The organism is Acinetobacter sp. ANC_7511, assembly GCF_056779975.1.
In genome coordinates, this window is record NZ_JBWYIY010000002.1 from 139655 (window position 1) to 162300 (window position 22646).

27 protein-coding genes are annotated in these 22646 nt (G+C 38.2%); 9 read left to right on the forward strand and 18 right to left on the reverse strand.

What is annotated here, in order from left to right:
* Window positions 1–74 precede the first annotated feature (74 nt).
* On the forward strand, window positions 75–290 hold the full coding sequence (rpsU, locus tag AC1M9L_RS02130; protein ID WP_001136722.1) for a 30S ribosomal protein S21: 216 nt from the start codon (window positions 75–77) through the stop codon (window positions 288–290).
* Between the two features lie 33 nt (window positions 291–323).
* Window positions 324–770: a GatB/YqeY domain-containing protein gene (locus tag AC1M9L_RS02135; RefSeq protein WP_035268744.1), complete on the forward strand. Its 447-nt coding sequence runs from the start codon at window positions 324–326 to the stop codon at window positions 768–770.
* Between the two features lie 112 nt (window positions 771–882).
* Here AC1M9L_RS02135 and AC1M9L_RS02140 read toward each other — a convergent pair whose 3' ends face one another.
* The 14 genes from AC1M9L_RS02140 to AC1M9L_RS02205 all read right to left on the reverse strand — a co-directional run bounded on the left by AC1M9L_RS02140 (window position 883) and on the right by AC1M9L_RS02205 (window position 14163).
* Window positions 883–1245, reverse strand: a complete 363-nt coding sequence (locus AC1M9L_RS02140; protein WP_481591206.1) for a hypothetical protein — start codon at window positions 1243–1245, stop codon at window positions 883–885.
* 63 nt (window positions 1246–1308) lie between these two features.
* Complete coding sequence (locus AC1M9L_RS02145) at window positions 1309–1680, reverse strand: GFA family protein (protein WP_481591207.1); 372 nt, start codon at window positions 1678–1680, stop codon at window positions 1309–1311.
* Window positions 1681–1689: 9 nt separating this feature from the next.
* Window positions 1690–3129: a M48 family metalloprotease gene (locus tag AC1M9L_RS02150; protein ID WP_481591208.1), complete on the reverse strand. Its 1440-nt coding sequence runs from the start codon at window positions 3127–3129 to the stop codon at window positions 1690–1692.
* 96 nt (window positions 3130–3225) lie between these two features.
* Complete coding sequence (locus AC1M9L_RS02155) at window positions 3226–4185, reverse strand: 2-hydroxyacid dehydrogenase (protein WP_481591209.1); 960 nt, start codon at window positions 4183–4185, stop codon at window positions 3226–3228.
* Window positions 4186–4214: 29 nt separating this feature from the next.
* Window positions 4215–4943, reverse strand: coding sequence for a hypothetical protein (locus AC1M9L_RS02160; protein ID WP_481591210.1), 729 nt, complete (start codon window positions 4941–4943; stop codon window positions 4215–4217).
* A 106-nt stretch (window positions 4944–5049) separates the two neighbouring features.
* Window positions 5050–6939: a M48 family metalloprotease gene (locus AC1M9L_RS02165; protein ID WP_481591211.1), complete on the reverse strand. Its 1890-nt coding sequence runs from the start codon at window positions 6937–6939 to the stop codon at window positions 5050–5052.
* 84 nt (window positions 6940–7023) lie between these two features.
* A complete protein-coding gene (gene purF, locus AC1M9L_RS02170) occupies window positions 7024–8562 on the reverse strand; it encodes an amidophosphoribosyltransferase (protein WP_481591212.1) in 1539 nt (512 codons plus the stop codon).
* Window positions 8563–8586: 24 nt separating this feature from the next.
* Window positions 8587–9171: a CvpA family protein gene (locus AC1M9L_RS02175; protein WP_481591213.1), complete on the reverse strand. Its 585-nt coding sequence runs from the start codon at window positions 9169–9171 to the stop codon at window positions 8587–8589.
* Between the two features lie 3 nt (window positions 9172–9174).
* Window positions 9175–10179 carry a quinone-dependent dihydroorotate dehydrogenase gene (locus tag AC1M9L_RS02180; RefSeq protein ID WP_035268767.1) on the reverse strand — a complete coding sequence of 335 codons (1005 nt, stop codon included), beginning with the start codon at window positions 10177–10179 and terminating at the stop codon, window positions 9175–9177.
* A gap of 88 nt (window positions 10180–10267) precedes the next feature.
* Window positions 10268–10747, reverse strand: coding sequence for a type II secretion system protein GspM (gene gspM, locus AC1M9L_RS02185; protein WP_481591214.1), 480 nt, complete (start codon window positions 10745–10747; stop codon window positions 10268–10270).
* Complete coding sequence (gspL, locus tag AC1M9L_RS02190; RefSeq protein ID WP_481591215.1) at window positions 10747–11889, reverse strand: type II secretion system protein GspL; 1143 nt, start codon at window positions 11887–11889, stop codon at window positions 10747–10749. Before gspL ends, gspM begins: the two co-directional genes overlap by 1 nt.
* Window positions 11890–11931: 42 nt before the next feature.
* Entirely contained in the window at window positions 11932–12387 is a 456-nt protein-coding gene (locus AC1M9L_RS02195) for a phosphoglycerate mutase family protein (protein WP_035268776.1), read from the reverse strand.
* A gap of 73 nt (window positions 12388–12460) precedes the next feature.
* A complete protein-coding gene (locus tag AC1M9L_RS02200) occupies window positions 12461–13534 on the reverse strand; it encodes an NAD(P)H-dependent glycerol-3-phosphate dehydrogenase (protein WP_092766141.1) in 1074 nt (357 codons plus the stop codon).
* A 53-nt stretch (window positions 13535–13587) separates the two neighbouring features.
* Window positions 13588–14163, reverse strand: coding sequence for a nitroreductase family protein (locus AC1M9L_RS02205; RefSeq protein ID WP_481591216.1), 576 nt, complete (start codon window positions 14161–14163; stop codon window positions 13588–13590).
* Between the two features lie 230 nt (window positions 14164–14393).
* Here AC1M9L_RS02205 and AC1M9L_RS02210 point away from each other — a divergent pair, with 230 nt between their 5' ends.
* Complete coding sequence (locus AC1M9L_RS02210) at window positions 14394–14777, forward strand: hypothetical protein (protein ID WP_481591217.1); 384 nt, start codon at window positions 14394–14396, stop codon at window positions 14775–14777.
* A gap of 50 nt (window positions 14778–14827) precedes the next feature.
* Here AC1M9L_RS02210 and rhlB read toward each other — a convergent pair whose 3' ends face one another.
* Both rhlB and AC1M9L_RS02220 read right to left on the reverse strand, forming a co-directional pair.
* Window positions 14828–15979 (reverse strand): ATP-dependent RNA helicase RhlB, encoded by a 1152-nt coding sequence (rhlB, locus tag AC1M9L_RS02215; protein WP_481591218.1) that lies wholly within the window; start codon window positions 15977–15979, stop codon window positions 14828–14830.
* A gap of 106 nt (window positions 15980–16085) precedes the next feature.
* Window positions 16086–16298, reverse strand: a complete 213-nt coding sequence (locus AC1M9L_RS02220) for a cold-shock protein (RefSeq protein ID WP_004824348.1) — start codon at window positions 16296–16298, stop codon at window positions 16086–16088.
* A gap of 387 nt (window positions 16299–16685) precedes the next feature.
* Here AC1M9L_RS02220 and AC1M9L_RS02225 point away from each other — a divergent pair, with 387 nt between their 5' ends.
* The 5 genes from AC1M9L_RS02225 to AC1M9L_RS02245 all read left to right on the forward strand — a co-directional run bounded on the left by AC1M9L_RS02225 (window position 16686) and on the right by AC1M9L_RS02245 (window position 19412).
* Complete coding sequence (locus AC1M9L_RS02225; RefSeq protein ID WP_035265917.1) at window positions 16686–16907, forward strand: sulfurtransferase TusA family protein; 222 nt, start codon at window positions 16686–16688, stop codon at window positions 16905–16907.
* 141 nt (window positions 16908–17048) lie between these two features.
* Complete coding sequence (gene rpoH / locus AC1M9L_RS02230) at window positions 17049–17918, forward strand: RNA polymerase sigma factor RpoH (protein WP_035265916.1); 870 nt, start codon at window positions 17049–17051, stop codon at window positions 17916–17918.
* Between the two features lie 117 nt (window positions 17919–18035).
* A complete protein-coding gene (locus AC1M9L_RS02235; RefSeq protein WP_035265913.1) occupies window positions 18036–18401 on the forward strand; it encodes a DUF423 domain-containing protein in 366 nt (121 codons plus the stop codon).
* A 15-nt stretch (window positions 18402–18416) separates the two neighbouring features.
* Window positions 18417–18614 carry a sulfur carrier protein ThiS gene (thiS, locus tag AC1M9L_RS02240; RefSeq protein WP_035265912.1) on the forward strand — a complete coding sequence of 66 codons (198 nt, stop codon included), beginning with the start codon at window positions 18417–18419 and terminating at the stop codon, window positions 18612–18614.
* 12 nt (window positions 18615–18626) lie between these two features.
* Window positions 18627–19412 (forward strand): thiazole synthase, encoded by a 786-nt coding sequence (locus AC1M9L_RS02245; protein ID WP_092766137.1) that lies wholly within the window; start codon window positions 18627–18629, stop codon window positions 19410–19412.
* A gap of 32 nt (window positions 19413–19444) precedes the next feature.
* Here the strand turns inward: AC1M9L_RS02245 and AC1M9L_RS02250 are convergent, their stop codons facing one another.
* Both AC1M9L_RS02250 and AC1M9L_RS02255 read right to left on the reverse strand, forming a co-directional pair.
* Window positions 19445–20104, reverse strand: coding sequence for a glutathione S-transferase family protein (locus tag AC1M9L_RS02250; protein WP_481591219.1), 660 nt, complete (start codon window positions 20102–20104; stop codon window positions 19445–19447).
* Window positions 20105–20368: 264 nt separating this feature from the next.
* Window positions 20369–20980 carry a glutathione binding-like protein gene (locus tag AC1M9L_RS02255; protein WP_092766135.1) on the reverse strand — a complete coding sequence of 204 codons (612 nt, stop codon included), beginning with the start codon at window positions 20978–20980 and terminating at the stop codon, window positions 20369–20371.
* Window positions 20981–21189: 209 nt separating this feature from the next.
* Between AC1M9L_RS02255 and AC1M9L_RS02260 the strand changes: the two genes are divergently transcribed.
* Entirely contained in the window at window positions 21190–22635 is a 1446-nt protein-coding gene (locus AC1M9L_RS02260; RefSeq protein WP_481591220.1) for a SulP family inorganic anion transporter, read from the forward strand.
* Window positions 22636–22646 lie beyond the last annotated feature (11 nt).

Below are 22646 nucleotides of genomic sequence, written 5' to 3' on the forward strand. Positions count from 1 at the left end.
GTAAAATACTGACCTTCACTTGTGACTCAGCGCAATTCGGCGCTTAGTCTTATCCATAAACTAGAGGATTCTTCATGCCACAAGTTAAATTGAAAGAAGGCGAACCAGTAGACGTAGCTATCCGTCGTTTCAAACGTTCATGCGAAAAAGCGGGTGTTTTAGCTGACGTTCGTAAACGTGAATTCTACGAGAAACCAACTCAAGAACGTAAGCGCAAAAAAGCTGCTGCTGTTAAACGCTACCAAAAGAAATTGGCGCGTGAATCAGTACGTACTACTCGCCTTTACTAAGATTAATTTGTGATTGACTGCTCGGATATATAAATGACTACTTTAAAAAACCAAATTACTGACGTTTTGAAAGCAACAATGCGTGCTAAAGAAATGGATAAGTTAACGGTGATTCGTAGTCTCCAAGCAGCAATTAAGCAAATCGAAGTCGATGAACGCGTAGAACTAGATGATAGTCGAGTTCTCGCGGTCATTGAAAAACAAATCAAGCAACGTAAAGAATCGATTAAAGCTTTTGAAAGCGCTAATCGACAAGACTTAGCTAGTAAGGAACAAGCCGAAGTTGAGGTTTTATCTCAATTTCTACCAGCAGCTATGACTGAGGAAGAACTTGATTCAATTATTGCGCAAACGATTGCTGCGCAACAAGCTACTAGCATGAAAGATATGGGTAAGGTGATGAATTCTCTACGTCCGATCATAGCCGGACGTGCCGATCCTGCACAAGTTTCGAGTAAAATTAAAGCTCAACTTTCTTAACTTTTCGTATTATGTTTGATTTGGTCTATTTAATAATGTCATTAAATAGTCCAGTCTAAATCACGTATCCCCGATTTTATTACAACAATACTTTTAGTTTTTCACTTTCTGATTATTTAAATTCACATTGAATATTATATCTTTGTAAAATCTGCATTTCTTTAGATCGCTTAACTTTCTCAACAACATCCTGTTTACTCATTCTAGAGTAGGAAAATGGTAAATCCTTTCGATATTTATCCACCACCTGATAAAAACCATCGACATAAGTTCCAACAATGACACAATATCTTTGAGTCTGATCAAGGCTAAAATGTGTTGTATTTGGTGCTAGCATTTTTAGAAAATGCCTCATATCGGCATTATATTTTTGTGATACAACTTCAATTTCTTGTGTAAATTTAACAGGAAGTGTTTCCGCATGAGTGAACACACCTGCTCCAAACAACATCATAAAAAATAGTGGCAATTTCATTATTAGATTCAATCACATAATTTAAAATATTTACTCATTCATCATTCTAAAAGAATCTAATCACTAAGAATGAATAGTTTCAATAAAGTTAGGTTTGTATTCCTGGAAAAACTCTTCATAAGGTGGCGGTATTTTCCCTTCAACCACAGAACCGAGCCTTAAACGTATAATTCCTGGTAAATCAAGTCGATGTGAATATAAAGGACTTCCACATTCACCACAAAATACTCTTGCCTTTAACTCGGTATGAAAATAAGACTTAAGCACATCTTCACCAGAAATTAACTCGAAGTTTTCAAGCGGGATCGGGCTATTCCATGCAGTAAAACCGCCTTGAGCCAACTGACAGTGCTTGCAATAGCACAAGATACTTTTCTCAAGATCACCATGATAAATATATTGCACCTTTTCACATAAGCATTGACCTTTTATCATTTAAACCTCTTATAATTTTTGTTGACGCTCATCCTGCATCATCCGTAGTCTTTGATTGATGACTGCACTCATAGAGTTATTTTCCTTGGCTAAACGCTGAGCATGAATGAGTGAGCGAATCGCATTCTCTTCCGCCCCCTTCCAATATTCAACTTCAGCCCGATATCGCAATACATTTACAGTACGTAAAGGATTTTTAATATCTAAATTTGCCGCTTGTTGTCGAATGAACCATGCTTGCGTATCACGATTATTGATTTGGATAAATTTATTCGCCAACCTTTCAGCAGCAACAAAATTTCCCTGTCGAATATAAATTTCAGCTAATTTATAACTTAAAGCACGATTTTCAGGTGTTATTCGTTGACGCACCAATATCGTTTCCTGCGCAGAATCAAATTGATTGGTCGCCAAGTAGATATCTGCTTGAATAAGCGCGATAAGTTGATGATTTGGCTGGATTTTCTTAGCAAGTTCAATTTCTTTTTGTGCTAGATCAAAATCACCACGCTTTAAATAAAAAGCAGACAGTGCAATTCTTCCAGCCAATGCATTTGCTCTCACCACTCCCTTTAACTGTTCCTCATTGGTTTGATTGGTCACAACTGCGGTATACCACTTGATCTGATCAAACTCAGAGAGTGTGTTGCTATACGGAACTTTAGGAAGTTGATCTGCTCGTAAACGTGCCTCACTCATGCGCTGAGTAGTCAAAGGATGTGTTAACCAAAAATCAGGAAGATAACTAATTTTTGGAGTCGCACGATTCATGGTTTCAAAAAACTCAGACATACTGTACGGGTTATATCCGGCACGATACATCAATTGCATTCCAATACGGTCTGCTTCACGCTCTTGATTACGACTATAACTTAACTGTCGATCCACCAATGCAGCCTGCGTTCCCATCATCAGTGCAGCACCTGCATTACCATCAGCTTGTGATGCAATTGCAGCACCCACAATGATACCAGCGAGTGCAAGCAATCCTTGCCCTTTAAAAGCCTCTTGAGAACGGCTGTAGTGTCTTTGCGAGACGTGTGCCACCTCATGAGCAACCACACCCGCAACTTCATCCATATTCTTTGCCGACGTAATTAACCCACTATTCAATGCAAATAAACCACCAGGTACAGCAAAGGCATTAATTTGTGGATCATTTACAATCACCAAAGCAATTGGTTGACCCAACTGTGTTTGCGCAATAATTTTTCGGAATACAGCCATAAATTGATCTTCCAACCAAACATTGTTTAACACTGGAAGTTGTTGCTGTACTTGACGATAGACTTTTTCACCGATCATTTTTTCTTTTTGTTGATCGATAAATCCAACACCACTATTAATATCAGGCACTTCAAATTGAATTTTATTGGCACTGTAGAGTTCATCAGCCACCGCTGAAAAACTCGAACTCGCTATCAATAAAGCCAAAATGATCTTCTTCAAACCTGTATTCCTAAACGTGTACTCCATCGACTATAACATTGAATAATGTGAAGATTAATGATGAACTGTTACGTTTATTATCATTCTCAAAAGACTTTACTTATTCACAATATATTGAGGCTCATCCCCATCTAAGGCTTTTACCAGATTATCATAAGCAAGATTTGCCATTTTCATTCTGGTTTCTGCTGTCGCCGAACCTACGTGCGGCAATGTCACTACATTTTCCAATTGAAACAATGGTGATTCTTGGAGCGGCTCTTTCTGATAAACATCTAAACCAGCACCAAAAATTTTGTGATTTACAAGCGCCTCAATCAAGGCCGACTCATCCACAACTGATCCTCTGGCAATATTCACAAACACAGCATGTTTTTGCATTTTCTCAAATTGAGCTTGACCGATTAGCGCTTTCGATTGCTCATTTAAATCGACTGCAATGACGATAAAATCAGACGTTGAAAGTAAAGTATCAAGATCACAATATTTCGCCTTTAAAGGCTCAGCTCGCTCTATACATGGCTTCCGGTTATGGTATTGAATATTCATATTAAACCCGTAAAAACCACGTCTAGCTATCGCAGCACCGATATGACCTAAACCAATGATACCGAGCGTTTTCCCATAAATATCTTGACCAAATTGTGCTACACCGGCGGTACGTGTCCAATTCCCCTGCTTTGTCCAAGAATCTAAATGTGTCACTTTACGAGCCGCTGTCATCAATAAGGTAAAAGCCAAATCAGCGGTCGTCTCTGTCAACACATGAGGCGTATTGGTCAACCAAATACCCTGTTGTTTTAGATATTCAACGTCGTAATTATCGTAACCCACACTGACCGACGAAATAATTTTAAGTTTTTTTGCAGTCTTCAAGTTGTCTTGATTTAAACGACGCCCAGCGCCTATCATCCCATCTGCATCCGCAACTTCTCTTAAAAGTTGCTCATTAATGTCACCCTGTTTCGGATTAAGTTGAACGACCTGATATTTCGATTCTAATTGATTTAATATTTTCGGATCTATCTGACTAAATACCACAACCTTTTTTTTCATAAAACTCCCTCTTTAGATCCAGTATCGATTTAATTTTTAATTAAGTTCCACAAGCGACGTTTTAACAATGGCTGCTCAATCATGTCTTGTAAACTTGCAATCTGCATATGCTGCGTCGTTGATATATGCGGCAAATACCCTAAGCTCAATATTTTTTTATCAACAGATAATGCATCGATAAAACCCTGTATAAATACTTCAGCACCTCTTCCATCTTGGAATTGTGCGAAATTAAATGGCCATTTTAAATCGTAAAACTGTGAACTCACACTACGCTGGATATTCACCCATAAGTTTTCTTGTTCTGTGGTGAGCACTGTAGCATCTAGCAGAATAGTATGTGTTTTAGTGATCATCGCTTGAATTTCAAAAGCATCGATTACAAGCGGTTGACGCTCAACAACCTCATCTTGAGACTGTTTGTCATTTTCCACAAACTCTCGAGGAAGCTGCACACCGTCTGGATTACTTTTTAACTGAGGCGAAGAATCATGTTTATTTAGCTGTTCAGCTTGTGAAGCTGGTTTTGTGATGAACTGTTCTGATTGAGCTTGCGCAAATTCAGGAAAAGATACATCTGTTGGATGATTTTCTTCAACTTGATCGCGATATAAGGAAGGTTTGTAATGACGTGTTTGTGCCGTATTTTGTGGAATCCATATATCGATTCCCATCACAGCTAAGAGGCTTCTTTGATGCTCTAACATATTCACATTCATTACAGATGGACTGGCATGAGGGCTGGGTATTCTACCCACTTTTTTAATCTTTTACTGAACTTTTAATCCGCAAACAATCATAACTTAATTTCATTTCTTACGCATTAATATCCTTGCAGCTTTTAAATTCAGAATGCATCGATAGCTAAACAATAATGACGCTATTTTTCTTATGCATTTGATCCACAATTTCATCACTTTCAAATCCAAGTCGCCAATATAATAATTCAAGTACATCTAACTCATCTTGTGTAATGATTCGATCATTCCATAAACATAATTCAGCAACACCCAAAATACTCAACCGATCTCTCAGCAACAATCCAGCAATATCATTAAGAATTTCACCTAAGTCGATAGGTTCATCTGAAATTTCTTCATAAAACTCAATTTCATCACGAGTTAAAATTCGTTCTAAGATTTGGGTTCTAACTTCAAGCTGATTAGCAGTATTTAACTGCTGAACATGTAATAACGCATCTATTAGCCTAACAATTTGCGGCTTAGCATCCTCAATTGAGGTTGGACGATGTATTGGCAATAAATCCAGTTGAGACTTCACCCTTTCAATCAGCAAAGCATCCAAAAGTCCAATTTCACCATCTTCTTGAATAATTTTAGCCAATTTAGTAATAAACTGACGCGCACTTGTAGCAGGCATATTTCCCAACTGCTTACATGCCTCATGAAAAATTTGAATATGCACTCGTCCATCTATATTTAACAGTGAGTCGACAATTGCACGACTCACAGGTGCATCAGAAGGAATAAATTCACGGTATTGCCGAATCATTAAAATCGCAACCATCACTTCACGCGCACCAGTCGAAGTTTGCAAAGCCCTTTGAATGAGTTCTGGACGTTTCATCTGCTGTCTAACTTCACTATTTAAGGGTTTGATGGCATCCTTAATTGCAAAGCTGATCGGTGATAATCTTAATAATGGAAGTGGCTGTGGTGACATCCATGGATTATATTCTTCAGCAATAGATTCCTCTAAAGAACGCATTAAACTAAATAGTGGTTGATTGCGTAATTTTTGTAAATTTTCTAATTGAATATCCTCAAGTAAATTCGGATTTAATTCATATATACGATCTTGAATACAAGGTTGGATATTCAACCAACTTTGAGGACTAAGTGAGTTAGCAAAGCACATATGAGAAATAGCTTCAGAATATTCACTATGAATCTGTGATCCTGCGTGATGAACATAGATTCTCAATAAGGTTTGAATATTAGCATTACTACTCAATAATCGTCTTGTCATTGCATCGTTATACAATGTTCGACTACCCAAAGTGATATATTTCATCAGACGCGTAATAAAGACGCCTAAACTACCAATTAACCATATGACTCCACCGATCGCCACAAAAGTTGTTTCCAAACTATCTCTCAATTGATCCCGATTACGTCGAAATCCCTGCTTCGCGATTTTGCTGCCCCATTGGCTAAAGGTAATTAACCCACTGTATAAAATTTTAAGACGAGTATTTTCTCGAGTTTCACCCGATAAAATTTTATGGAATTCATGACCCAACAATCCATAAAGCTCTAACTCATCAAGATTTTGTAGCGCCCCCCAAGTCAGAATAATCACAGTATCTTTGGGATGAAAACCCGCAGTCAGTGCATTAACCCCTATTTCATCGGGTAAGACATAGAGTGTAGGTGTATCAATTGAGAAACGATGTGCTAATTTTTCAGCAAGCCTAAGCGCTGTACTTTCTTCTGGAGTACTTTCAATAAAAGTGAGTTGTCGTGCTTTCAATTGTTTTGCGAGCGTATGACCACCAGAGCGGAAGACATAAAACTCATAAACGACAGAACCACCAATAATGCTAATCAATAGCACCATCATATATGGACTGAGAAAATGCCACCAAATGGACTCAGAAGGATCAATATAATGAACCAACAATCCGAGCGTCGTGTTTAAAATGATAATTGCGAGCACAATAACAATTAAACATACGCTTAATGACCACAGCATATTTTTGTTTTTAATTAAGTAACCACTCACATCTTTCAATGTAAAATTTCCTCATTACATTGTCTTGTGATCATAAATTAAAAAAGCGGGAAATACCCGCTTTTTCAAATAGAAAACTATAAATTAATTTTCTTTAATACCACTCAGATCAACTGAGGCTGCATCAATATTTAGATCGATATAACCATCTTTGATTTTCTTGGCAGAGTCATTACGCTTGCGCTCTAAACCATCGAGATACGACTCATCAATGTTACCCGCAACGTAAATACCGTCAAATACTGAGCAGTCAAAGTCAGTTAACTCAGGTACTTTTTTCGTACGAACAGCTTGCTTTAAATCTTCCAAATCTTGGAAAATCAAACGATCAGCACCAATCATTTCACGAATTTCTTCAACATCACGATTTGAAGCAATTAATTCGTTTTTAACTGGCATATCAATACCGTAGACATTCGGGTATTTCACCATTGGTGCAGCAGATGCAAAGAAAACTTTTTTAGCACCGGCGTCACGCGCCATTTGAATAATCTCATTACACGTTGTGCCACGCACAATTGAGTCATCTACAAGCAATACGTTCTTATCTTTAAACTCTAATTCAACTGGATTGAGCTTTTGACGTACAGACTTTTTACGCAACTGCTGACCCGGCATAATGAAGGTACGACCGATATAACGGTTTTTCATGAAACCTTCACGGAATTTCACACCGAGTGTATTGGCAAGTTCTAAAGCGGATGTACGCGAAGTATCTGGAATAGGAATGACAACATCAATGTCATGGTCCTCACTCCATTCACGCAGGATTTTCTGCGCCAACTTCTCACCCATTTTCAAACGTGCTTTGTATACCGAAATTCCATCAATGATGGCATCTGGACGAGCAAAATAAACATACTCAAAAATACATGGGCTATGGTGTGGGTTAGCCGCACATTGCTTCGTGAATAGATTACCGGCATCATCAATAAAAATTGCTTCACCTGGCATCACATCACGTTCAACTTTAAAACCAAGCGCTGTTAAAGCAACTGATTCGGAAGCAAGAATATATTCAACACCATCATCGGTATCACGCGATCCCAAAATTAAAGGTCGAATACCATTTGGATCACGGAAGCCAACTAAACCATGACCTGTGATCATCGCAACAACAGCATAACCACCTTTACAACGCTCATGCACACGAGTGACTACATGGAAAATATCATCCGCAGTTGGTGTAAGTTTGCCGCGTTTTTGTAATTCATGTGCAAAAACGTTTAATAACACTTCTGAATCTGAATCAGTATTCATGTGACGTAAATCTGTTTTAAACAGATCATCATGAATCTCGTCAGCATTGGTTAAATTACCATTGTGCGCTAAAGTAATACCATAAGGAGAGTTTACGTAAAATGGTTGTGCTTCAGCGCTACTCGATGAGCCAGCTGTTGGATATCGCACATGACCAATTCCGTAATTACCTAACAATGCACGCATATGACGTGTATGAAATACGTCACGCACCATGCCATTGTCTTTTCTCAAAAAGAGACGACCATTATGGCATGTCACAATCCCTGCAGCATCTTGTCCACGATGTTGTAACATCGTTAATGCATCAAACAACATTTGGTTAACAGGTGATTTACCAGCTATACCAACAACTCCACACATAGCAACCTCGCAGACAAGCTAGGATTAATAAAAAGGATTATTCGTTGAATGAGATGACGAATCATCTTGTTCAGAAGATGATTGACGAGAAGAATCTGATGATTGATTCGACTCTTCTGATTTCATATGACTTAAAGCTTTTGACGCTGTCTCTTTGGTGTACTCAGTCGCTAAAGGCGCGTAAGGCAATAAAGTTTGAATAAACTTAGATTGTTTCCAATGTGGAGAGCTCTCTACAAATGAACCAATCCCTTGCATAGTAATGAGGACGATTAAGAGACCTTTAAAGGTGCCAAATGCACCACCTGCCAATCGATTTAATGGACCAAGCTTTAAGCTTTTCAGCAACCGATTTAATATTGCAGTGACGATCCAAGTCAACACAACAATAATCAGAACAATAAAAGCAAATGCCGCTATTTTTTGAACCACAGGATCTTGACTGAGTGCGGACATTGAAGGCGCAATTTGACCCGCAAATTTTGCACCCATAATGAGTGCAAAAATCCATCCTACCAAGTTCGCAAAGGCTTTAACGAATCCTTGACGCAAACCGTTAAGCCCTCCAATGAGCAGAATAATCAGTATAAAGATATCGATGGTATTCATAGATTAGGTCATAGCTTGTACGCAATCTTTAATCAGTTTTGGCCCTGTATAAATTAGACCACTGTAAATTTGAACCAATTGCGCACCCGTTTGCTGTTTAGTCGCGGCTTGATCACCACTAAGAATACCACCAACACCAATCAATGGGATTTGACCTTGAAGTAATTTTGAAAATGCAGATAGACATTGTGTACTTTTTTCAAATACAGGCGCACCAGATAAACCACCTGCTTCATCACCATGCGCTAAATTTTCTACACCCTCACGTGACAAAGTCGTATTGGTCACAATCAGACCATCAATTTTAAATTGAATTAATTGAGATGCAATAAATTCAATATCTGACTCAGTTAAATCTGGGGCAACCTTTAATACCAGTGGAACATAGTGTTGATATTGTTCAGCAAGTTCAAGTTGACGATTTTTTAAAGTTTCAAGAAGTTCTGTTAATGCATGTCCACTTTGTAAACTACGTAAGTTCTTGGTATTCGGAGATGAAATATTAACAGTAATATAAGATGCATAATTATAAACTTTTTCTAAACAAATTAGATAATCAGTTACAGCATCTTCAACTGCTGTATCGGCGTTCTTACCGATATTGATGCCTAATACACCTTTATAATTTGCTGCTTTAACATTCTCAATCAGCTGATCTACACCATCATTATTAAAACCCATACGATTAATAATCGCTTGAGCCTCTGGAAGGCGGAATAAACGCGGTTGAGGATTACCAGACTGAGGTCGAGGGGTAATGGTTCCAATTTCGATAAAACCAAAACCTAAACTCGCAAGTGCATCAATATATGCACCATTTTTATCTAAACCTGCAGCCAAACCAACTGGGTTTGGAAATTGAATACCCATACAAGTCACTGGCTTTGGGTCTATTTTTTGACGCATTATGCCAAACTTGTATGTCGATTTAAGCATTGATAATGTCAAATCATGTGCACGCTCAGGCGCCAATGAAAATAGAAATGGACGAGCAAGCGAATATAACATATCTCAAAAACTGCGGTTTTTTAAGTTGCCACATTATAGGCTGAGTATGCCCAAAACGCTATGCCTGTCATAGGTTTATTTTCACCACTTACTGTACTGATGCTGTTAATTTAATCGCAGCTCCAGACTTAATAAGTTCCAATTTTTCAACACTTAAACCCATTTGAACCAATTGGGTAAGAAAATTTGCGAGGATCGCGTAGTTTTCATGCTCAGCACTGATCATTAATTTATTATCGCTTGGTTGTGTGACCACAGATAATCCTGCTTGTTGTGCCACACGCTGAATTTTATCCGAAGGTGTTAGGCTCAAATCTGTTGAAGATTTCATTGTCATCACATTGGATTGCATCCACACCAATGTGTCTTTCAGTTCATTCAATCTTTTTTGCTGATTATCTGCTGCTTCGTGCATTTTCCACAAAGCAGATCCAATCAATGCGACGACAACGATAATCGTTGCAGCGATGACAAGTACACGCTCACGCACACTCAATGACGATAAATAGTCATCAATCTTTTCAAATAATTGATCAAATTGATTTTGAAATTTTTCTAAAGTTTTCATTATTGTACTTTCACCAAACCAACGACCATTTTATCCTGAGTTTGCACATTCCCAAGTTCAGCTTTGAAGCCTTGCTGATTCATTTGCTGAATTAGATTTTGTAATTTTTCGGATGAGTCCGCCACCAAATCCATACTTAAACCAGATGCTTCATAAGAAACACGATTTGCGATAATTTGATGTTGCATTAAAATCGGACCTACACGGCTGATTAACTGTAAGACCTCAGTATTTGCAGGTTTACTCATCCGCAAATTACTTTCAAATTGGCTTCGCAAATTTTGCTCATTGAGACGACTATTGGGTCCAAACCAAGATTGATATTGCTCTACCGCAACCAAAGCCGTTTGATCAGATACTTTTTTTAACTTTACCCAACGCACTAAATCATAACTGAATTGCACTACAAGCAAGCCCACAAGCAGTGCTGCACATGCTTTCCAATAGCCTGAGATTCCACCCTCTGTGTTTTTTGCTTTAGGCAAAACATTGAATGGATGATTCTTTAATTTTTTTTCAGCTTTAAATACATAATTAAAGCTTTCCCGCTCATTTTGTTCCGTTGCATGAATCAAACTCATCATCTGATCATCATTTAACCGATCATGCAAAATATGTATAGGCTTTGGCAATAGATCCAAAAACAATGCTAAATCATCAATCGCAAAACCTTGATTTGATCCTGTTCTCGCCAATAAATGCCCATGAATATTAGCTAAAATAGTTTGCCCCTGTTCTGGCACTGGTAAGACCAAAAAATCGGGTAATAGCGCAACCACTTTCACCGGAATCAAGTTCAGAGCATGTTGCATTGTTTGGACTTGGTATTGACTGATCCCCATTACTGACAATTGGTCTGGTGCCTCAAATTGAGTAAGCACTTTCATCTGATCAATGGAGTGAATGGTATATTCTTCAAGTAAATATTTAGCGCCTTCGCTTCCAATTTGCTTGAATTGAGCTTTGGGCATATTTTGTTGAATAATTTGTACATCATGGCTTGAAAAGAATACAACAGCTTCTTGTCCATGATACGGTTGAGTATCTTGAATCAACTCTTCTAGCGTTGTTGATGAATTCCAATTTTCACCATTTGACCAGAGCCAAACCCCATTCGACACTGGCATCCATAAATACAACATTAATTTTATTCTGCCGTTTTATTCATTAAACACTTATGGTTATTAAGCTGACGGTACAAAATGTTTTAATTTTGTGGAAAGTCCCGCAGCAATGACTGTCTGATCATAAATCCGCGCTTCAGCAAGCGAAAAAGGATTAAAAAATTCAGACGTAATAATTTCTTCAATATATGCCACAACATTCATATGACATACAACCACAATATTCTCAAAAGGTAGTTGAGATAACCACTCAACTGCAACTTTAGCATCATCGTCAGGTTTAATTTTATCACATACTAAAACTTCAACATTTGGAAAGAGTTGCTGTATATGTTTTAAAGTTTCCTGCGCCCTGAGCAAAGTACTCACTACAAATATATCAGGTGCTACTACGTCTTTTAAAAAGTGCGCAGTTTGTTCAGCTTGAATATGACCCCGCTCAGTCAGTGGTCGTTTCGAGTCATTACCATTAATTGGTGGAGCGGCTTCACCATGACGAACTAAAGTGAGTTGCATTTGTTTTCCCTAAACCATGTGTCATCCATCATATCTAAACATTATGACAATGATGATAAACCATTCATTAATCTTAAACTTTATGATGCGGCAATACGAATTCAACATCACTTCGATGACCATTCTTCATCAAAGATAATGCAATATGTAATGGTGGTGCACCTTCATAAATCACTTCATAAAGTGCTGTGGTGATTGGCATATAGACATCAAGCTCTTTGGCTCTTGCATTCACTTGCACAATGGTATTAATCCCTTCAGCCGTTTGCCCCAGTTCCGTCGTTGCCTGCTCTAAGGTTTTACCTGAACCTAAAGCAAATCCAACTTGATAATTTCGACTTAAAGGACTATTACACGTTGCGAATAAATCGCCAACACCAGACAAACCTAAGAATGTCAGTGGATTTGCGCCTAGCTGTACAGCAAAGCGACTCATTTCCGCCAACGCACGTGTCAAAATCATACTTTTGGTATTTTCGCCAACGTTGTAGGCTGCAGCCATCCCCATTGCGACAGCATAGATATTTTTAAGTGCGCCTCCAAGCTCCACGCCATGTACATCATCGCTTCCAAATACACGAAATAGTGCACTGTGTAATGCTTGCTGCACTGCATATCTCACCAATTCAGAATGGCTGGCAATCACTGTTCCAGCAGGCATTCCTGACATAATTTCTTTCGCTAAATTTGGGCCCGAAAGGACGCCATAAGGCACTTCTGGAAGCTCTTCACGAATAATATCACTCATGAAACTAAAGGTTTTAGCTTCGATCCCTTTTGTGAGTGATACAACCGCCTGAGCAGTGATAAAGGGCTTGATCTGTTTGAGTACATCTCGGAATGAATGGCTCGGAATAGCGACCAAAATAATGTCTCGATCTCGAACAGCCTTTTCAAGATTGGATTCTGCTTTTAATGCTGGCTCAAGGTTGTAATCCGGCAAATATCTTGAATTAACATGTGTTCGATTGATTTCATTCGCAATTTCCTCATCACGAATCCAAATCATGGTGTCACAACCATTTCGCACTGCCGTATTCGCCATGGCTGTACCAAAACTACCACCACCAAGAATCGTAACACGCAAGGCTGTTTTATGATCAATTGCAACTGGCTCGACCAAATCTGAAAACTTTAATTCCGACATTCTTTTAAATCCTAAACATTCTTTTTCTAATCGTTAAATTTGCAATGTTGCAATTACGGCTGCCAAAAACTGACGAATGCATCTGTTTCAATCTCAGCGCGTGGTGCAATCGCCTTAAAAGCAGTCCCTACATAAATGATACCTGAAATTAAATCATGCGTTTGTAGCCCTAACTTTCTTTTAAATAGATCCGACTCCACAACAGCACCACTGCGCCACATGGTATTGAAACCCTGAGCTTGTAAACTGAGCAAAAGATTTTGTATTGCAGCACCTGAACTTAAAGTTTGTTCAAAATATGGAACTTTCGCATGATCATGAAATCGTGTTACAGCGATAATCAGCATAGGTGCACGCATAGGATGCTGACGTGCGCGTTCAATTTGAATTGAATCAGTTTCACCAAGGTCTGCTACTGCTTCACTGAGTAAAACTCCAAATGCTTCTCGTTGCTCTCCTTTCACAATAATAAATTGTGTCGGTTTCAGACGATGATGATCAGGCGCGGTTAAAGCGGCTTTAAAAGCTAATTCTAATTGTTCTGCGTTAGGATGAGGTTCTACCAAATGACCAACGGATTGACGCTGATGAATATTGTCATGCACTACTTGAGAAAATTGATCTGACATTTGAAGACTAATCTTTAAACTAACACTATGTACTTAAGCTTAGCATAAACATTGAAAACTACTCTACAGTTATACTTATACACGAGACATCCAGCATGATTACAATCAAACAGAAATCAGGTATTTCACTTCAAAATCGATACAAAACATGCTTAATTCTTTGGAATTTAAGCCCTAGCATACATGACTGAGCTCCAAACTTAATATTGCAACGCTAGAGGAAAAATAAAATGAAAAAATTAATGACATTGGCTTCTGTAGCTACTGCAACAATTCTCCTGAGTGCTTGTGCATCAACACCTACTGAAACACTTGCTATTCAAAAACCAAACAATCAATATGAAGTGTCAGGATTAGGCAAAACCCAAGTTCTTGCAAAAAATAATGCAATTTCTGCCGCGAACAAAACTTGTGGTAAGAATTCTGCGCCTGTCTTAATTGACGAAAAAACTGAATATAACGGCGCACTAAAAGGTGTTGTGGATGAACAGACTGGTAAACTCATTACTGCAGCTTCATCAGTTCTTGGCTCTGTGATCGGCACTAAAAATACAATCGAAAAAGACACTGACTACCAAACAACAATCACCTTCAGCTGTAATTCATCCCGCTAAAATTTCCTATAAAAAAAGTCCCTTTGATGGGACTTTTTTTTATTGAGCAATTAGCAATAACCATCTAAACGTGTCAATGGAATCTTTTGACCAATCGCTTTTTCTATCTCAGGTAAATAAAAAGCATCATCTTCTGACAAGAAACTGATACTCACCCCTCTTGTTCCTGCTCGACCTGTACGACCTATACGGTGTACATAATCATCAGACTGCTCAGGCAGAGTAAAATTAATCACGTGTGACACACCATCCACATGAATACCTCGACCAGCCACATCAGTTGCGATCATAATGTTGTGTTTGCCATTTTTAAACTGATCCAACATCTTTAAACGTTTATCTTGCGCGATTTCACCAGATAACATCACTACTTTGTAACCATCATGCTTAAGATGATCATACAGCTTACGGACCTGATCACGGCGGTTTGCAAATATCATGACTTTTTCAATTGGCTCATCACGCAATATTTCTTGAAGCAATTTGTATTTATCTGATTTCCCAACCACATAAACACGTTGCTCTACGTCAGCATTGGTTTTTTTCTCAGGCTCAATTTCGACAGTAACAGGTTCAAATAACCATTGTTGAGCAAGATTGAGTACATCATAACTAAACGTAGCAGAGAACATTAAAGTTTGACGTTGTTCTTTGCGTGGAGAGAATCGCACAATGCGTTTAACAGAAGGAATAAATCCCATATCCAGTAAACGATCTGCCTCATCAATGACTAAAAATTCAATTTGATCCAACCAAATTTCTTTTTGTTCAGTAAAATCAATCAAACGACCTGGTGTCGCGACAAGAATATCTACGAAATTTTCATCCAGTTGTTTTTTTTGCTTATCGAAGTCTACACCACCCACCAAAGTCACAACATTTAAGTCGGTAAACTTAGTCAGATCACGTGCATCGTTTTCAATTTGAATCGCAAGCTCACGCGTTGGTGCCATAATTAGAGCACGGGGTTCACCACGATAACGCTGTGTTTGTATCGGATTGTTCAATAAATCATTAATAACACTAATTAAGAATGCTGCGGTTTTTCCTGTGCCTGTTTGTGCACGTCCAATTGCATCATGCCCTACCAACGTATATTTCAATACTTTCTGTTGAATGGGGGTCATTTCATTAAACCCTAAAGCATCAATCGCTTGCTTAAGTTGCGGATGTAAATTAAGGGTTTCGAAACCTGATGACATATAAGGGGCTCTACAATCAATATTTGATAATGGTCTATAGTATAAACAAAAAACGCCCCAATTTATCAAAATTGGAGCGCAACCTAATTTTCAGTGAAAAGTAGGATTAGTCTAAAGGCTGAACTTCTTCAGCTTGAAAACCTTTTTGACCTTGTACAACGCTGAATTCTACGCGTTGACCGTCACGAAGTGAACGGTGGCCTTCACCTTGAATAGCACGGAAATGAACGAATACGTCATCACCGCCTGCGCGTTGAATAAAGCCAAAACCTTTAGTATCGTTAAACCACTTAACAACGCCTTGTTCGCGAGCTGTCATAAGTTAATCCTCAGTTGGTAAGAAAAGGGACCACCCGGTGTTGCAAACAGCAGAGCAAACAAATTTTAAAACATTTTTTATTTCAAAGCTTGTAATCATTCTGTAAAACTATTAACAAAATCCCGGTTATATCCATTATAAATAAGGCTTAGAGAACAAATTTCTCTACGCAATCCTTAAGTACGCATTGAGCTTAACATGGGTACAACACAATTAATAGAAAAATTTTAGCTAATTATCTAACTAAAACTTGTATATTAATCACACAAATTTAGTGCAAAAATTGCACTTTATTTGAACAGTTCATCTAAATCATTTAATTTTATTCTTAAGTCACACTTTTGCTAGAATAATGACCAACTTTATTATTCAATCTCGTGTTTTACTATGTCTCAAGTGTTAATCGATGCGATGGGTAAACCTTGCCCTTTACCTTTACTGCTACTTAAGAAATCGATGAAACAAAATAGTGCACCTCAGCAATTTTTATTAAAAGCTTCAGATCCGAACAGTCAAATCGATATTCAACGTTATTGTCAGCTACATAAATTGACATGCGCATTTAAACAAGTTTCGGATTCTGAATTTCATTACGTGATTGAATCTTAGGTGTTTTCATCTAAATTAATCATGGATAAATATTGTATTTAAATTTACATTTCACTACCCAAATTCGCTTAATTCTGTATGCTATAAGGATTAAGATGAATGTAATTGGTTTTTTAAACTATTTTCCTATAAGGAGTACTCATGACTGACAGCAGCAATCAATTGATGCCCCTGTCATTGTCTGCGCCCGGGGTCAATTTAGGTGCTTACATTAGTACTGTAAACCAGATCCCTATTTTGACAGCTGAACAAGAAAAAGAGTTAGCTGAACGTTATTTTTATGACCAAGATCTAGACGCAGCTAAAATGCTGGTGATGTCCCACCTTCGTTTTGTTGTGCATATTGCCCGCAGTTACGCAGGTTACGGCTTACCTCAAGGCGATTTAATCCAAGAAGGTAATTTAGGCTTGATGAAAGCCGTAAAACGCTTCGATCCCAATATGGGAGTACGCTTAGTTTCTTTTGCAGTACATTGGATTAAAGCTGAAATCCACGAATATGTGATTCGTAACTGGCGTATTGTTAAAATTGCGACAACTAAAGCTCAACGTAAACTGTTCTTCAACTTAAGAAGCTTAAAAAAATCGAGCAAGAAATTAACGCTCGAGGAAGCACAATCTATTGCGGCTGATTTAAATGTAACAGCTGAACAAGTTCTTGAAATGGAAGGTCGTTTAACAGCTTATGACGCAGCCTTCGAAGCTCAATCCGATGAAGATGATGAAAGCTCAGTTCATGTCGCTCCTGCGCTTTACTTAGAGGATAATCGTTATGACCCTGCTCGTTTAGCAGAGGAAGAAGATTATGAATCACAGAGCACCTCTGCTTTACATGAAGCAATGGATCAGCTGGATGATCGTTCACGCAATATTTTACAGCGCCGCTGGTTAGATGATGATAAGTCTACGTTGCATGAACTAGCAGCCGAATATAATGTTTCCGCTGAACGTATTCGCCAGCTTGAAAAAAATGCCATGGACAAGATCAAGATCGCCATGTCATCAAATTAATACGATTACAAAAAAAGAGCTATAAGCTCTTTTTTTGTATTTACGCTATGCAAGTTTAAAAAAATCGTACGTCATGTATGCTATCGTATGACGCAATTTTCGATTGGGAATAACCTGATGTGGATCTCAATATCAGCCATTAATTTAGCGCTTGCCGTAATGCTAGGTGCTTTCGGCGCTCATGGCCTTAAAGCTCGTGCAACCGAAGCCCAACTGACATGGTGGCAGACTGCAACTGATTATTTCTTTTATCATGCAATTGGATTATTAATACTCGCACTCATACCAAAAATAATTCCAAACTTTTCAACTCAATTCAGCTTTATCTTCATCCAGTTCGGTATCATTTTATTTTGTGGATCTCTATATCTCATGGCTTTAGGGCTCCCGCGCGGGTTAGGGGCAATTACACCTCTTGGTGGAGCATTGATGATTATTGGCTGGCTACTTTTAGCATGGCAAGCATTCAAAATTCAACATTAATTTGAAGGTCATCTGATGAATATTTTTTTAAATGGCGAGTCGATTCAAACGCAATGCCAAAACTTATTAGAACTGGTTCAAGAATTATCGCTAGAAGGTAAACGATTTGCTGTTGAAAAAAATGAAATGATCATTTCAAAAAGTAAACTAGCAGATACCCCTATTTCAGATGCTGACCGTATAGAAATAATTCATGCTGTTGGCGGTGGTTAACTCGGAGTAAATATGGAAGATAGTCCGTTGATCATAGGATCACGTTCATTTAGTTCACGACTATTAGTGGGCACTGGAAAATATAAGGATATGCAGGAAACTGACTTAGCAATCCAAGCCAGTGGTGCTGAGATCGTTACTGTTGCAATCCGTCGCGTAAACATTGGTCAAAATCCAGATCAACCTAACCTACTCTCAGTGATTCCACCGGAAAAATACACCATTCTTCCCAATACAGCTGGTTGCTTTGATGCCAATAGTGCCATTCGCACTTGTATGCTCGCACGTGAACTTTTAGATGGTCACAATTTAGTCAAGCTTGAAGTATTAGGTGATGAAAAAACGCTTTATCCTAATATTACTGAAACCTTAAAAGCTGCAAGAACATTGATCGATGATGGTTTTGAAATCATGGTTTATACCTCTGATGATCCTATCGTCGCGCAAGAACTTGAGAGTATGGGCTGTGTCGCTATTATGCCTTTGGGAAGTTTAATTGGTTCTGGTTTAGGTATTCTTAATCCACATACCATTTCTATCATCAAAGAAAATGCCAAAGTCCCTGTATTGGTGGATGCTGGGGTTGGTACAGCTAGTGATGCTGCTATTGCGATGGAATTAGGTTGTGATGGCGTACTCATGAACACTGCAATTGCTGCTGCACAGAATCCGATTCTAATGGCTTCTGCTATGAAAAAAGCCGTTGAAGCTGGACGCGAGGCTTATCTTGCTGGTCGTATGCCACGCAAACGTATGGCAAATGCAAGCTCTCCAGAAACTGGATACTTTTTTAAATAAAAAAAAACCCACTTTTTAAAGTGGGTTTTTTCTTAACTCACTCGACGATACAAAGGATCATCCAATCCATCAATTTTGATAAAGTTAGGTAAATTTTTTATTCTTTCAATCCAAGCGCGTACATTTGGATAAGGCTCTAGAGAAATATCACCCATAGGTGCTAACGCGACATAGACAAACACTGCGATATCCGCAATAGTTGGTCTATTATTCGCTAACCATTCACGGTCTTTGAGCACACCATCTAAAATAGCCAAAGATTTGTGACCACGTATTTTCGCCTCTTTAAGTGTTTGCTCAGTACTTTCTAATCCCAAACCATTGTATGGACCTTTGAAAGACAATATCGCGCGTGCCGTGAAAACCCCGTATTGAACCCAACTGGCAGCAAAAGCAAGCCAATCTACAATTTTAGCTTGTTCTACTAAATCCTCAGACCACCATGTGTTTTTATCTGAATATTTACCTGCTAAATACACCAAAATTGCGGCAGAATCAGTTAAAACAATATCGCCATCTACTAATGCTGGCACTTCGCCTTTTGGATTAATTTTTAAAAATTTCTCACTATGCTGTTCATCACTGAAATAATCTAGTTCTACAATTTCAAGATCAACTTTCAATAATGCTGCTAACAGACGTACTTTATAACTGTTACCTGATTCGTTGTAAGAATATAATTTCAAACTCATTTTTTAGTCCAACGATTTAAATACAAAATATAAATATCATATTTAAATCAGCGACTTAAATAATGTTTAGTTCAAAAAATATCATGAATAACGATATCTTATTTAATGGATTACCACTGAATCTGAAACGAATTATGATGAAAAATTTGTCTTTTTAATGCTCTCTATTTCTAAATAATCTTTGTGAAATTACTCTGAAAATTTTAGAGTAAAAAAAGAGCCTTTCGGCTCTTTCTCGAAACAAACGGAACGAAACCTTACCTGTTAAGGAATCAATCCTTCATCTCGCATCGCAATCTGTACAGACTGACGCTCTGCAACTTTATTGCGTATATGAATAATATTTTTATAAGGACTCAAGTCATGTTCAATATGATTAGACCAATTGGTGAGTACAAATAAGTACGCATCTGCAGGTCCAAAATTATCATCTACCAAATAATCATTATTAGATTCACCAATTGTTTTATCAATGAATGTCAGTAAACGATCAACTTCGGCATACGCTTTTTGTTTAGCATCGTCCGTGAGCGGTGCACCGAAAAACACTGCATAAGCATCGTGTAATTCAGAATTTAGATAACCAAGCCACTCTAATACTTTTGCTCGACCTAATCCAGAAGGTGGGATTAAATCTTGAGCAGGATCATGCTGTGCCAAAAATGGTAAAATTGCGACATTTTCCGTTAAAATTAAGCCAGGATTAATTTCTAGCGCCGGCACATAGCCTTTAGGATTAATTGCGAAGTAATCTTCGCCTTTTTCAGTGGTATGAGTTTTAAGATCAACACGAACCAAATCAAAATCAACATTAATTTCATTTAAAATAATATGCGCTGCGAGTGAACATGCACCTGGCGAATAATACAACTTCATACTTTTTCCTTGTTATCTAACTACTATCATTTTTAAATTGCTTCACGCTTTTTTTCAATAAGAACTGTTTTTTAAATTGCAAGCAAGCGTAAACATCGATGATCTCCTTATGAATATTGTGCAGATTGAATTAATTTTCAAGCTTTTTTCAGCTTTTATTTGTGTGATGTTTTACCATAGCGCTGCTACATCTTTGTGAAAGGCAAATTGTGATTTATTTAAAGAAAGATCAGTGGTTTTCTAACATTCGAACTGACGTACTTGCAGGCTTAGTCGTAGGCTTAGCTTTGATTCCAGAGTCTATCGCATTTTCGGCGATAGCTGGCGTTGATCCTCAGGTAGGTCTGTATGCCTCATTCTGTATAGCTGTTACGATCGCCTTCTTTGGTGGTAGGACTGCTATGATTTCGGCTGCTACAGGTGCGATGGCGCTGCTGATGATCACTCTTGTTAAAGAACACGGATTACAATATTTATTGGCAGCTACGATTCTGACAGGTGTAATTCAAATTATCGCTGGATATCTCAAAGTCGCAAAACTCATGCGTTTTGTTTCCCAGTCAGTGGTCTATGGTTTCTTAAATGCTTTAGCGATTCTCATTTTTATCGCTCAATTTCCAGAAATTGCTCAAATGAAAAGCTTAGGCTATATATTTTTAGCGATTGGTTTATTGGTCATTTACGCATTTCCCTATTTACCCAAAATCGGAAAAATCATACCATCGCCATTAGTGTGTATTATTGTACTCAGTGTATTGGCACTTCTACTTGGCGCTGACATGAGAACAGTTAGTGATTTAGGTGCATTCCCAGATACCTTGCCTGTATTTTTAGTTCCTGAAATTCCATTCAATCTCGACACTTTACTTATTATTTTACCGTACTCTCTCACGCTCGCCACAGTTGGTTTGCTTGAGACCATGATGACTACGACTGTGATTGATGAAATGACTGAGTCTGAAGGAGATCGTCATCAAGAATGTCGCGGTCAAGGGATCGCGAACATGGTAAGTGGCTTTATGGGGGGTATGGCTGGATGTGCAATGATCGGTCAATCCATCATCAATGTCAGCTCAGGTGCAAGAACAAGATTATCGACATTAGTGGCTGGTGTTTTTTTGCTATGTCTCGTGGTCTTCTTTAAAGATTGGTTGGCTTATATTCCTATGGCTGCTTTAGTCGCCATTATGATCATGGTCGCGTTCACGACATTTAATTGGGATTCAGTAAAAAATTTCCGCAAACATCCCGTGCAAAGTAATGTTGTCATGCTTACTGTCGTGGTGATTGTTCTTGCAACACATAACCTTGCTCTAGGCGTATTGATTGGTGTAGTTCTGTCAGCCTTATTTCTCATTAATAAACTCGAGAGTGAAGTAAAAGTTCAATCTGAATTAGAAAATCACGTGCGCTACTATACGGTGAAAGGTCAAATATTTTTCAGTAGCGCAGAAATTTTTTATGCATTTTTTGATTTCAAAGAAGATATCAAGCAAGTAGAAATAGATCTCAGCTATGCTCATATTTGGGACATCACTTCTGTCAATATGTTAGCGAATGTCGTGGCTAAATTTGAAGCCCAAGGGACTCAGGTACGTGTGATTGGTCTAAACCAAGCGAGCGTAACATTGATAGAACGTATCTCAAATACTTAAAAAAAGAGCCA

Bases quoted from the DNA above. Each gene is read 5' to 3' on its own strand.
- rpsU (WP_001136722.1), top strand. From the start codon at position 75: ATGCCACAAGTTAAATTGAAAGAAGGCGAACCAGTAGACGTAGCTATC.
- AC1M9L_RS02135 (WP_035268744.1), top strand. From the start codon at position 324: ATGACTACTTTAAAAAACCAAATTACTGACGTTTTGAAAGCAACAATG.
- AC1M9L_RS02140 (WP_481591206.1), bottom strand. From the start codon at position 1,245: ATGAAATTGCCACTATTTTTTATGATGTTGTTTGGAGCAGGTGTGTTC.
- AC1M9L_RS02145 (WP_481591207.1), bottom strand. From the start codon at position 1,680: ATGATAAAAGGTCAATGCTTATGTGAAAAGGTGCAATATATTTATCAT.
- AC1M9L_RS02155 (WP_481591209.1), bottom strand. From the start codon at position 4,185: ATGAAAAAAAAGGTTGTGGTATTTAGTCAGATAGATCCGAAAATATTA.
- purF (WP_481591212.1), bottom strand. From the start codon at position 8,562: ATGTGTGGAGTTGTTGGTATAGCTGGTAAATCACCTGTTAACCAAATG.
- AC1M9L_RS02175 (WP_481591213.1), bottom strand. From the start codon at position 9,171: ATGAATACCATCGATATCTTTATACTGATTATTCTGCTCATTGGAGGG.
- AC1M9L_RS02180 (WP_035268767.1), bottom strand. From the start codon at position 10,179: ATGTTATATTCGCTTGCTCGTCCATTTCTATTTTCATTGGCGCCTGAG.
- gspM (WP_481591214.1), bottom strand. From the start codon at position 10,747: ATGAAAACTTTAGAAAAATTTCAAAATCAATTTGATCAATTATTTGAA.
- gspL (WP_481591215.1), bottom strand. From the start codon at position 11,889: ATGTTGTATTTATGGATGCCAGTGTCGAATGGGGTTTGGCTCTGGTCA.
- AC1M9L_RS02195 (WP_035268776.1), bottom strand. From the start codon at position 12,387: ATGCAACTCACTTTAGTTCGTCATGGTGAAGCCGCTCCACCAATTAAT.
- AC1M9L_RS02200 (WP_092766141.1), bottom strand. From the start codon at position 13,534: ATGTCGGAATTAAAGTTTTCAGATTTGGTCGAGCCAGTTGCAATTGAT.
- AC1M9L_RS02205 (WP_481591216.1), bottom strand. From the start codon at position 14,163: ATGTCAGATCAATTTTCTCAAGTAGTGCATGACAATATTCATCAGCGT.
- AC1M9L_RS02210 (WP_481591217.1), top strand. From the start codon at position 14,394: ATGAAAAAATTAATGACATTGGCTTCTGTAGCTACTGCAACAATTCTC.
- rhlB (WP_481591218.1), bottom strand. From the start codon at position 15,979: ATGTCATCAGGTTTCGAAACCCTTAATTTACATCCGCAACTTAAGCAA.
- AC1M9L_RS02220 (WP_004824348.1), bottom strand. From the start codon at position 16,298: ATGACAGCTCGCGAACAAGGCGTTGTTAAGTGGTTTAACGATACTAAA.
- AC1M9L_RS02225 (WP_035265917.1), top strand. From the start codon at position 16,686: ATGTCTCAAGTGTTAATCGATGCGATGGGTAAACCTTGCCCTTTACCT.
- rpoH (WP_035265916.1), top strand. From the start codon at position 17,049: ATGACTGACAGCAGCAATCAATTGATGCCCCTGTCATTGTCTGCGCCC.
- AC1M9L_RS02235 (WP_035265913.1), top strand. From the start codon at position 18,036: ATGTGGATCTCAATATCAGCCATTAATTTAGCGCTTGCCGTAATGCTA.
- thiS (WP_035265912.1), top strand. From the start codon at position 18,417: ATGAATATTTTTTTAAATGGCGAGTCGATTCAAACGCAATGCCAAAAC.
- AC1M9L_RS02245 (WP_092766137.1), top strand. From the start codon at position 18,627: ATGGAAGATAGTCCGTTGATCATAGGATCACGTTCATTTAGTTCACGA.
- AC1M9L_RS02250 (WP_481591219.1), bottom strand. From the start codon at position 20,104: ATGAGTTTGAAATTATATTCTTACAACGAATCAGGTAACAGTTATAAA.
- AC1M9L_RS02255 (WP_092766135.1), bottom strand. From the start codon at position 20,980: ATGAAGTTGTATTATTCGCCAGGTGCATGTTCACTCGCAGCGCATATT.